This window comes from Limnoraphis robusta CS-951 (assembly GCF_000972705.2).
Genome location: NZ_LATL02000015.1, coordinates 1 through 10,778, shown reverse-complemented (window position 1 = coordinate 10,778; position 10,778 = coordinate 1). Strand labels below are relative to the sequence as shown.

At 39.5% G+C, this 10,778-nt stretch carries 10 protein-coding genes; 9 read left to right on the top strand and 1 reads right to left on the bottom strand.

What is annotated here, in order from left to right:
* Positions 1 to 390 precede the first annotated feature (390 nt).
* From WN50_RS01405 to WN50_RS01360, 9 genes are all read left to right on the top strand, one after another.
* Positions 391 to 786, top strand: coding sequence for a hypothetical protein (locus WN50_RS01405; RefSeq protein ID WP_046278178.1), 396 nt, complete (start codon positions 391 to 393; stop codon positions 784 to 786).
* 258 nt (positions 787 to 1,044) lie between these two features.
* Positions 1,045 to 2,385, top strand: a complete 1,341-nt coding sequence (locus WN50_RS01400; protein WP_046278177.1) for an AAA family ATPase — start codon at positions 1,045 to 1,047, stop codon at positions 2,383 to 2,385.
* A 2-nt stretch (positions 2,386 to 2,387) separates the two neighbouring features.
* Positions 2,388 to 3,038: an RloB family protein gene (locus tag WN50_RS01395; protein WP_046278176.1), complete on the top strand. Its 651-nt coding sequence runs from the start codon at positions 2,388 to 2,390 to the stop codon at positions 3,036 to 3,038.
* 529 nt (positions 3,039 to 3,567) lie between these two features.
* Positions 3,568 to 4,038, top strand: a complete 471-nt coding sequence (locus WN50_RS01390; RefSeq protein ID WP_046278175.1) for a pentapeptide repeat-containing protein — start codon at positions 3,568 to 3,570, stop codon at positions 4,036 to 4,038.
* A 125-nt stretch (positions 4,039 to 4,163) separates the two neighbouring features.
* Positions 4,164 to 5,105, top strand: coding sequence for a spermine/spermidine synthase domain-containing protein (locus WN50_RS01385; protein WP_046278174.1), 942 nt, complete (start codon positions 4,164 to 4,166; stop codon positions 5,103 to 5,105).
* 479 nt (positions 5,106 to 5,584) lie between these two features.
* Entirely contained in the window at positions 5,585 to 6,199 is a 615-nt protein-coding gene (locus tag WN50_RS01375; RefSeq protein ID WP_046278173.1) for an NfeD family protein, read from the top strand.
* Between the two features lie 255 nt (positions 6,200 to 6,454).
* Positions 6,455 to 7,837, top strand: a complete 1,383-nt coding sequence (locus WN50_RS01370; protein ID WP_046278172.1) for a flotillin family protein — start codon at positions 6,455 to 6,457, stop codon at positions 7,835 to 7,837.
* A gap of 36 nt (positions 7,838 to 7,873) precedes the next feature.
* Complete coding sequence (locus WN50_RS01365; RefSeq protein ID WP_046278171.1) at positions 7,874 to 9,196, top strand: flotillin family protein; 1,323 nt, start codon at positions 7,874 to 7,876, stop codon at positions 9,194 to 9,196.
* Positions 9,197 to 9,995: 799 nt separating this feature from the next.
* Positions 9,996 to 10,388, top strand: a complete 393-nt coding sequence (locus WN50_RS01360; RefSeq protein ID WP_053221411.1) for a DUF4347 domain-containing protein — start codon at positions 9,996 to 9,998, stop codon at positions 10,386 to 10,388.
* On the opposite strand, the gene WN50_RS31645 is transcribed toward WN50_RS01360, so the two are convergent.
* The coding region (locus WN50_RS31645) for an RNA-guided endonuclease TnpB family protein (protein WP_152964671.1) at positions 10,309 to 10,778 on the bottom strand (470 nt) is incomplete at its 5' end. The two genes, WN50_RS01360 and WN50_RS31645, sit on opposite strands and share 80 nt — an antisense overlap.

Below are 10,778 nucleotides of genomic sequence, written 5' to 3'. Positions count from 1 at the left end.
GATAATCCCCCTTTTATTTATTACATTGGTATGCCGGAAAATACGGATATAAAAATATTAGAGAGGATAGCCAAAGCAATTAATATGTTATCTAGTAAACTAGATAGGCGTTGATCGGGTTGGATTTAGTTAAAGCAAACTGTATAAAGTTTGAGCTACTTATTTCTACTTAGAACCTCTCGAATACTAACAGGTTAGTCAAGAAGATTCAGTATATTTTCTGATTCTCAAAAAATTTTACCAAGTTTTCCGAAATCGAGTGAACCGATAGAGTAGTTGGTGATAGATGATTAACAAGGTTACATAATCAGGGTGTTTTTATATATTTATCCTCTAGTCTATGAAACCTCTATGTATCCATCTAGTACATCAAACAACTAAGAAGCTAAAATGACACACGAATCTGAATTTATATCTCTAACTAATGACGGTGACGTATTGGAATTTTTCGTACCTGCGGGTACACCTAGAACAATAACACTAGGTCGGTTTAAAGAGGCTGTAAAACAACGCCATCAAGCTATCAAAATTCCTGCTAGTTCCATTCCTGAAGTTGGAATAACACTTGACTCAAATTCTGCAACCTGGAAATATGACAGTAAATATTCTCCAAGCGGACAAGGTAAAGTATGTAAGGTCTTAAAAGAGGGTGAACAGTGGCAAACCGGGCGAATTATAGTGACTGCTGAGTACGCTCGTATTCCATTTGATGCTAATCAACAACCAAGTAACAGTTATGAACTTCATGTAACAGTGGAATTTTGCCCGGAAACCTGCTCTTGCTAATTCTTCTAGGCTAATATTTTTGTTAAACCTCTATCTTGTCCCTTCGGTAGAGGTTTTGTTTTAATTAAAGTTTAAAGATAATTTTTTGTGATCTTTTGCTATAATAATTTGTAATTCATATGAAATTTGAGTTAAATGCCTGTGGACTTATAACCTGAAAGCATTAGATAACTTTTACTTTAATCAAAATCTCCTTAATTAATCTCTCGAAATCTAAATAAACATCTATCTGGTTTATCTTACAGCTTTTTAACGACTATGTTAATTGAATTTAGTGTAGAAAATTATCGTTCAATTCGAGAGAAAATAACGTTCAGTCTGGTAGCATCCGAGGATATAGAAACGCTACCAGAAAATACGTTTGCTGTTCCGGGAACTGATGAGATTCGTTTGCTCAAAAGTGCTGTTATCTACGGGCCAAATGCAGCCGGAAAGAGTAATTTAGTTAGAGCTATGTATACGCTGAAAAATATAGTTCGTAACTCAGCTACAGGAATGCGAGGAAGTCGAGATAAACTACCCGTAGAACCGTTTAGATTAGATTCAGAATATAGTAAAAAACCGACTTTATTTGAGTTAATCTTTATCTACGAAGAAGTTCGTTATGAGTTTGGAGTTTCCCTAGACCAAGAAAGAGTTTACGAAGAATGGTTAATCGCTTATTTTGACAATGAACAACAAAATTTGTATGAGCGAATTTTTAATCCAGATAATCAGGAATTAAAACCAGACTATAAACAGTATAACTGGTATTTTGGAGAAAATCTAGATTTATCAGAAGAAAACAGACTCATTAAAAATTTAGTTCGTCGTAATTCTTTATTCTTATCTCATGCGGCTCAAAATAGTCATCCTCAGTTAGAGAAAATATATAATTGGTTTGGAGATAACTTTAATGAAGATCAGTTTAATATTTTCAGTCCAAGCTTTACCGGTGGGGGATATACAGCAGCAAGAAGCTTAGAAGATCATGTTTTTCGCAAGGAAATTGTCAATTTTTTACAAAAAGCAGATCTTGGAATTTCAGGCTTTAGAGTAGATGAAAAGTTTATATTACCAGGAGAAAAAGGTTCTATTATGATGATTCCACGATCTAGTATTAGTGAAACTGATCGAGATGAATTACTAAACAAGCGGAATAGCCATGTGCAATTAGACATTATAACAAGCCATAAGATGATTGATTCTGATGAAGAAAGAGAATTCTACATGGTGGAACATGAATCAAAAGGAACACAACGTTTCTTTGAGTTGATAGGATTGTGGTTCACCATCTTAGAAAAGGGACGGGTACTGGTTATTGATGAAATGGAGAGCAGTTTACATCCAATATTATCAAGATTTCTGGTGAAAATGTTTAATGATCCGCTTATTAATAAAAATAACGCTCAACTGATCTTTACCACTCACGATACAACATTTTTATGTGATGACTTATTTAGACAAGATCAAGTTTGGTTTGTTGAAAAAGAAAAGATGAGCATCACTCGATTATATTCTCTGCTTGAGTTTCAACCCCAAGAAGATGAATCTCTACAAACAGGTTATTTATTAGGTCGATATGGAGCCATTCCATTCATCGGAGGCTTAAATTTTTAGTTATGTCACGACGGGGGAAATCTACAGATAAATTAAAGAGAACTCGTGGACAACGAACACCTAGAAAACTTATTTTGATTGTTGTAGAAGGACAGGAGACAGAATACAATTATTTTAACGATCTTAAAGCAGAACTTAGACTACCAACGACGGAAATTAAAGTATATTCTGGTTCGGGTGGCGATCCTTGTCAAGTTGTAGAGAAAGCCAATTCTTATCGAAATCAAATGACATCAAAACCCGATGAAGTTTTTTGTATATTTGACTATGACAATAAACTAGAAAAGTATAAACAAGCAATTAAAAAAGCACAAGATTATGGTTTTGAAGAGTCTATAACCTCTATTCCCTGTTTTGAAATCTGGCTGCTCTTACATTTCCAATATACAAGTCGTTCATTTCAAAATTGTTCAGAGGTGGAAACTCAACTTCAAAGAGAGTTAGTCAATGCAAGCTCAGTTAATAAAACAACAAATTATGATAAATCTCTAAGATACTACAATTTACTAAAGGATAAACTTGAACAAGCCATTAAAAACGCTGAACGCTTAGAAAAAGAACAGCAAGAAATAGATCAAGTTCATGCTAATCCTTCTACCAAAGTTCATTTATTAGTAAAAAAACTGCAAGAAGAAAAAGCTAAAGTTCCTTAGCTCATAACAAACGTCTCTAAATTTATAACAATTTTTCACTCTATATTTTCTGTAAATTTTAGTGAAGTATTTCTCCCAATACTCTAAGTATCTATACTTAAAAACCAGGATAATATAAAGTTTAATCTCGGAAAAGTTAATTTAATCTAAAGAAAACCGAACCTGACAAAATAATTTTCTACGCTAACAGAATATCAAGTACAATATTGATTGAGGAGCATTTGAACAATGGCTCATCAAACCCACACGACAGAACACGACAATACTGTTATCGGCTTTTTAATGGCTTTGATCCTGTTGTTGTGTGCATTCACCTTTGTAATCTTGATTGGTATCTTTTAGCCCGTTTCAACAACCCAATCAAGGTTTCAAACAACATCCAGTCAGCATTTTGACAGATTGAACTTTCAAACCCAATTTTGACTCAAGCAGATTTAATTTTTTATTCAACCTCAAAAAATGCTCGATGGGATTACGAGTTCGAGAACAGATTAGAGAGATGATCTCAACCAATTTGGAGGTTTAACAAATGGATGCTAGTCAATTCTTAAGCTGGATCGATGCAGGGGAGAAAAACTTTCCAGGCATTTGTTTACATGGTGTTAATTTAAGTGGAGTTGATCTCAGTCAACTGAATTTAAGTCGAGCTGATCTCAGTGGTGCTGATCTCAGTGGTGCGAATTTAAGCGGAACCGATTTAAGTCAAGCGAATTTAACCGATACTGATTTGAATCAAGCGGATTTACGCAGTGCAAATCTTAGCCAAGTTAACTTAATTGGAGCCAGTTTAATTGAAGCAAATATGGGACGAGCTAACCTAACTCGTGCTGATCTTCGCAGCGCTAATTTAACCAATGCTGACTTAATTGGGGCGATTTTAACCGATGTAGAACTCAGTGGCGCAGATTTAACCGGAGCTAATATTAACGAAGCGGAATTGAACCAAGCGATGTGTAATATGGGTGTTTCGCGAGATTGGGTAAGCTGGTCAGGTGAATAAAATCTTCCGAAATCTTGCTTAGACTCGAATTATAATATTAGGGACGGAAAAATATTTCTGTCCTTTTGTGCTGTTTGTATGATAAAAAATAAGGGGTGAACTCATCAATTCAAATAAGGAGTTTCATGGCTGGTAGTCCAATTAACGCCGATCTTTGGTTAAGTGATTATCTCACACCTTGGGATCTCTACGCTCATGGGATCACTCGTATTCTCACCTACAAACAGACTCCCTACCAACAAATGTATGTTGTCGAAACCAATACCTATGGTAAAGCCTTAGTTTTGGATGGGAAATTACAGTCAACAACAGGCGATGAATTTCTCTATCACGAACCTCTGGTTCATCCTGCTATGATTTATCACGGTGAACCTCGAACTGTTTTGATTTTGGGTGGGGGAGAAGGCGCGACATTGCGAGAAGTTTTGCGCTGGAAAACGGTTGAAAAAGTAATGATGATTGATATTGATGGAGAAGTTGTTGAAGCTTGTCGTCAATATTTACCCGAAATGAATGCGAATACTTTTGATGATCCTCGGGTAGAATTAATTATCGGAGATGCGTTTGAATATTTGAATAAAATAGAACAGCCTTGGGATGTGATTATATCTGATCTGTCTGAACCTGTCGAATCGGGACCATCTTTTCGATTATTCACTCAAGAATATTATCAAAAACTGCGTTCTTTGTTAACCCCTGGAGGCGTTTTAGGCGTACAAGCGGGATCAGCTTGTGTGTTGAGAATGAAGTTTCATGTACGTCTCGCCAGAACGTTAAACGAAGTGTTTTCCAGTATTCATTCTTATAGCAGTAATGTTCCGAGTTTTGGTGAAGCTTGGGGGTTTATTTTAGCCTCTGAAAACCCGATTAACTCTCAACCCAACCCCGAAGAAATTGATCGTTTGTTAGCCAAAAAAACCACGCAAGATTTCCGAATGTTAGACGGAATAACACTGTTGGGAATTTTGCAAACTCCCGCTCATATTCGCACCCGCATCGCCAAGGAAACTCAAACCTATACCCTCGCTCATCCGCCTACTGATTTTGAAGAAAATTTGCTGGGTTAATTCTGGTTAAACTCACTCTAAAGTTTGAGGTTCATCTACAACTAAATTTAGGGATTACCGAATCTTGATCATCAACATAAAAGTGAAAAATCCATCGGCCCCATTGACCCGAATAACTGACCCAACCTGAAAAGACAATTAACTCATTGTATTGTAGAATAGAACCAGATTCATAAGTCGAGATATAAATACCGCCGAGCGTTTGATGCCAAGGAGAAATAATATTGAACTGCGAAGGAATCACCAGGAGGAACTTTCGCCAGATCAACCCATTGTAGGGTCTGAAGGGCATAACCTTTCAGGGCATAGGCGCAGGAGGATCAGGCATAATTTTAAACAGTTGATAAACTGAACTCTAGACTGGATTGATAATTTATCAAAATTTGTTACAAAAGTTTGCTGAATCCGGAAACGAATTTGCGAAAATAGAAATAGACTGACTGAAGCAATTATCCAGTATCCCGTGATTAGGGGCGCGTATGTTTAATCTTTACCTATTCTGTTTAGTTGTGGGCGGCGCTTTCGTTGCATTAGCTGCTTTCGCCGGACTAGACGGTGTTGATTTTGATCAGGACTTTGATCCAGACATACAATTTCTGGATAAATCAGCTAAAACAGAAGAGGATAAGTATATCAGTCGGAAGAACAGGCGGCGTCGCCGAGGATTGGGATTACCCTTTTTTAGCTTGCGGTTTTGGACATTTGGCGGATGTTTTTTCGGTTTAACAGGAGTTATCCTCTCCCTCCTAAACCCCGTGATGTCCCCTCAGTTGACCTTGTGGATATCGATTGCGGTAGGCGTTGTTAGTGGTACCGCTATGGTTTGGGCGTTACGACTTCTGCAAAGACAACAAGCTGACAGTATGGTACGTGCCGATGATCTATTGGGTTTACCAACTATAGTAGAAATCCCATTCAATCAGAATAGCAGAGGCAAAGTGCGGTTAAATATTAAAGGAACAACCCTCGATATGATGGCAATGACAGAAGACTTACAAGAGTTTTCTAAAGGAGATCAAGCATTTGTGGTGGGAGTAGAAAAAAACAAAGTGTGGGTGGTTAGTGAAGCCGCCTTTAAACAATCTTCAGATTAATCGATGGACTCAAAAAACCCTCGTAAAATCCCATGAACGGATGGCAGTTGCATCGAGAGAGTTGAAACATCAAAACAAGCCACTTAATCTATCGGAATAAAACCCAAAGTACAATGGACAATATCTAAGCCTTCATTTCATAAATTTATCCAAAGCACCCGAGTTAGAAATGAAAACAAAAACTAACTCAATCCCGAATTCCCTCGGAAATAAACAAACCGGAACTCAACCTTGTATCTATTCAACCTAAACAAAATGAACAATAAATTTGTCAATGCTGAAAAAGACGCGATCTTAGTGGAAGTCGCGCAAGTTCAACCTGTGGAATCTATCCCGACGAACCGCAGTGAATTACCCGCACAAATCACCACCGCTTTACCCATCGCCCTCACCATTTTTGGTAGCATTGTCCTGGTTTGGTTTCTCAATACCTTTCTACAAATTTGTAAACCTAACGAAATCTTAATCCTCTCCGGCCGCAAACAGCGCAGTAAAGATGGCGAAGTCGGTTATCGGGTGATTTTTGGCGGACGTACCATCTGTATTCCCATTTTGGAAACGGTGAAAACGATGGATCTGCGAACCATGCCCGTTCCCGTCGAAGTCACCAACGCCTACTCAAAAGGCGGCACTCCCCTACATATTCAAGCCATTGCTAACGTGAAAATTTCCGGCGATCCGGCAATTGTCGGCAATGCCATTGAGCGTTTTCTCGATCGCGATCGCTCCGAAATCTCCCGAGTCGCCCGTGAAACTCTAGAAGGCAACCTACGCGGCGTCGTGAGTACCCTCACCCCCGAACAACTCAACGAAGACCGCCTGCGCTTCGCTGAACGCATCGCCGAAGACGTTTCTCGCGATCTCGTCAAATTGGGCTTACAGCTTGATACGCTCAAAATACAAAGCGTTTCCGATGACGTCGATTATCTCAAATCCATTGGACGGCGACAAATTGCTTTAATTATGCGAGACGCCGAAATTGCCGAGTCCAACGCCCTCGCTGAAGCCGAACAAATCGAAGCCGACTGCAAACGACAAGCCGAAGTCGCCAAAACCCAAGCCCTGAGTCTTGTTCAGCAAAAAGACAACGAACTGCGGAAAATCAAAGCCGAACTCGAACAACAAGCCCGTTCTGAAGAAGAACGCACCATCGCCGCAGCCAAAGAAGCCCGCGCCCGTGCTGAAGAACTTCTGCAAACTGTTCGCGCTGAATTAGAACGTTTACGCCTAGAAGCCGACACCGTATTACCTGCCGAAGCTGAACGCCAAGCCAAGCAACTTCGAGCCAAAGGAGAAGCCGCACCCCTTATAGAAAATGCTCAAGCCGAAGCGCTCGTTAATGATTTGCTCTCAAAAGTATGGCACGACATGGATCAAGATGCCTCCGAATTGTTCTACTTGCAGCAAATTGAAATGATCCTCAAAGAAGCCGCGAAAGTTCCCAGCCGGGTTGAACTGCGAAATGTCAGCGTTATTGATAATGGTGATGGGAAATCAATCGCCAGTTTGGTCAAAGCTTACCCCGAAATCTTCTGTCAGTTCCTCCAGAGTGTTGATCAAATCTTAGGCGTGAAAGTTGCCGCAACTCGCGCTGAAACCAACGGACATCAACTCAAAGAATTTACCCTGAAAAAGTAGGGATTTTTACAGTCAATACACCTTTTATTCAACATCATGGAAATTATCATTGCATTACTCGCAACATTAGGGTTAGGAACAGGTGCAGGTGCGTTTATTATTCGCAACCTTTACTATGTTTGTCAACCCAGTGAAGTTCTGATTTTTGCAGGCGGACGTCGGCGCGTTGATGAGCAACGAGAAGTCGGATATCGTTTAGTCAAAGGTGGAAGTAGCATTCGAGTTCCCTTACTTGAACAAGCTTTTCGCATGGATTTAACCAACATGATTATTGAGTTAAAAGTTGCTAACGCTTATTCAAAAGGGGGAATTCCGCTCACCGTTGAAAGTGTTGCCAACATTAAAATTGCCGGGGAAGAACCCACTATTCACAACGCCATAGAACGTTTACTCGGCAAAACCCGTAAAGAAATCGAACAAATGGCAAAAGAAACCTTAGAAGGGAATTTACGAGGGGTATTAGCCAGTTTAACGCCCGAACAAGTTAACGGCGATAAGTTAGCCTTTGCCAAGAGTTTATTAGAAGAAGCCGAAGATGATTTAGAACGGTTAGGATTGGTGTTAGATACCCTACAAATTCAAAATATTTCTGATGAAGTGGGTTATCTCGATTCGATTGGCCGTCAACAACAAGCTGAACTTCTGCGAGATGCTCGTATGGCAGAAGCCCAAGCCCGAGCCACTGCCGTTATTCGTAATGCAGAAAACAAGAAAAATACCTCACTCAAACAGTTAGAAACTGAAATAGAAGTCGCTCGAGCAGAAGCCGAACGTCGGGTCAAAGATGCAATTACCAAACGAGAAGCTGTAATTGCAGAATCTGAGTCAGAAATTGCTTCAGAAGTCGCACGAACTCAAGCCGAACTTCCCGTTCAAAGAGCAAGAATTATTCAAGTTGAACAGAAGTTACAAGCTGATATTGTCGCACCTGCTGAAGCCGAATGTAAACGCGAAATTGCCCGTGCCAAAGGGGATGCAGCCAGAATTATAGAAGAAGGAAAAGCCCGAGCCGAAGGAACTCAACGATTAGCAGAATCTTGGAAAGCAGCCGGGGCAAATGCACGGGAGATTTTCCTGTATCAGAAATTAGAAGGATTACTACAAACTCTGGTTTCTACGATTCCTGAAATTGAAGTCGATAATGTTACCGTTATTAACAGTGAAAATGGAACGACAGCCACAAAAATTGCAGGATTTTTAGAACAGTTGCGTCAAACAACAGGAATAGATGTCGCCGATGCGGTTCAGAATATCAGTCAACCTCGTCAACCTGTCAACACCATTGAGAAATTAGACCCCTTAAAAGAGGGGACAGTGTTACCGAGTTATGGTTCTAATTCAACCGTAACGAAGGATTAATTCTGGAAGTTAGTTCAATCATAAGTTCAACTATTCCTCAGTCAAGTTGCTCAAAAAACGGAAACGAATAAAGCAATGTTTAATCATTGAAAGTTAAAAGTAAGGTAGGCAATGCTTACCTTACTTTTTTTGATTTGAGTAATATAGCAGAGAAAGAGTTGATTAGGACACTGTTTTTCTGTCAAATCCTTTTATGATAAAGGTTTCAATTCTGTCTCCTGTCTCGGTGTCTCCTGATTTCTGCTATAGCACTACGCAAATTGGTTAGGACATTTTTAGATTCTGAAACCCTTTCATAGTCTGCTGTTCCCTGTTCCCCGTTCCCTGTTCCCTAGCGCGTAGCGCTATATATTGTTACACTTGTTGATATTTTAGACAGTGAATACTTTCAGTCTAAGACGATAGAGAATCAATCTCCGTATTTTTACGGATACCGCTAAAATTTTGATTACAATTCCGCTTCAAGTTTCTGTGAAAACACTTAGATTTCCCTTGAAATTGCCTTAGCTTCACCAAAAATTTAACAACTAAGTTCCGTATTTTCCCGGAGGTTATTTCTGAGGGACTTCGAGTAGAATAAGACAAAGAGAACAAACACGATAAATCCACCAAAAAAAATTGTTTTGTGAGGATTAACTTCTTAAATTAATACAGTCTGTTGGCTTTTATCTGGGATAACAGCAACGAGCTATTTTTTTTAAAATACTCCTCGTAACTTGCGACTAGCCAGTTTGACGCCTCGTCAGTCCTCCCAAAATGTTTTCAAACGTTTTCATTCATTAAACTTGGAGTGTTACTAATGTCCGAACTAACCCTTTGCCCTCAATCTTTTCTTTCAGTTTCTTCTCCTGCTCAAAACGCCTCAAAAACCCTTGTTTTTATTGATGCGAATGTAGATAACTCCCAATATCTCGCCCAAGGAGTCAAGCCAGGAATAGAAGTTCATATATTAGATGCTCATCAAGACGGTATTGAACAAATAACCGCCTATTTATTTACCCATCCCCATCTCGAAACCATTCATATTGTTTCTCACGGTTCACCGGGATGTTTGTACTTAGGAAATATTGACATCCTCCCCGTCGTAAACAACGGGGATTCCCAGCAGAAGACTATTTCAAAATATCAAATATTGATAATTGAACAGCATTCTCTAGGTGGGTTGACGTTTCACGGGCTGCTGCTTCAATAACCGAAGTCTCACGCCTGCCTCCGCGTCCGTTTAGGCTCTCCGAAAGTCCTCCGGCGAGTAAAATATTTGAGGCGGCATTTCCATCACGATCATGTACTGTTCCACAATTTAAACAAGTCCACTCACGAACAGAAAGGTCTAATTTACCACCTTTAAAGCCGCAGCACGAACATTTTTGAGTTGTCGGTTCCCACCGACTTATTACTCGAAATTCTCGGCCATATTTTTCGGCTTTACCTTCAAGAAGGGTTCTAAACTGTCTCCACCCTAAATCACTAATTGCTTTGGAAAGCTTATGATTTTTGACCATTCCCGACACATTCAAATCTTCCAGAACAATCACTTGGTTTTCGATGATTATCCTGGTTGATAACTTGTGCAGAAAGTCTT

What these genes read in the sequence shown, in the direction of transcription:
- WN50_RS01385 (WP_046278174.1), top strand. Translation starts at nt 4,164, where the DNA reads ATGGCTGGTAGTCCAATTAACGCCGATCTTTGGTTAAGTGATTATCTC.
- WN50_RS01365 (WP_046278171.1), top strand. Translation starts at nt 7,874, where the DNA reads ATGGAAATTATCATTGCATTACTCGCAACATTAGGGTTAGGAACAGGT.
- WN50_RS01400 (WP_046278177.1), top strand. Translation starts at nt 1,045, where the DNA reads ATGTTAATTGAATTTAGTGTAGAAAATTATCGTTCAATTCGAGAGAAA.
- WN50_RS01405 (WP_046278178.1), top strand. Translation starts at nt 391, where the DNA reads ATGACACACGAATCTGAATTTATATCTCTAACTAATGACGGTGACGTA.
- WN50_RS01370 (WP_046278172.1), top strand. Translation starts at nt 6,455, where the DNA reads ATGAACAATAAATTTGTCAATGCTGAAAAAGACGCGATCTTAGTGGAA.
- WN50_RS01360 (WP_053221411.1), top strand. Translation starts at nt 9,996, where the DNA reads ATGTCCGAACTAACCCTTTGCCCTCAATCTTTTCTTTCAGTTTCTTCT.
- WN50_RS01375 (WP_046278173.1), top strand. Translation starts at nt 5,585, where the DNA reads ATGTTTAATCTTTACCTATTCTGTTTAGTTGTGGGCGGCGCTTTCGTT.
- WN50_RS01395 (WP_046278176.1), top strand. Translation starts at nt 2,388, where the DNA reads ATGTCACGACGGGGGAAATCTACAGATAAATTAAAGAGAACTCGTGGA.
- WN50_RS01390 (WP_046278175.1), top strand. Translation starts at nt 3,568, where the DNA reads ATGGATGCTAGTCAATTCTTAAGCTGGATCGATGCAGGGGAGAAAAAC.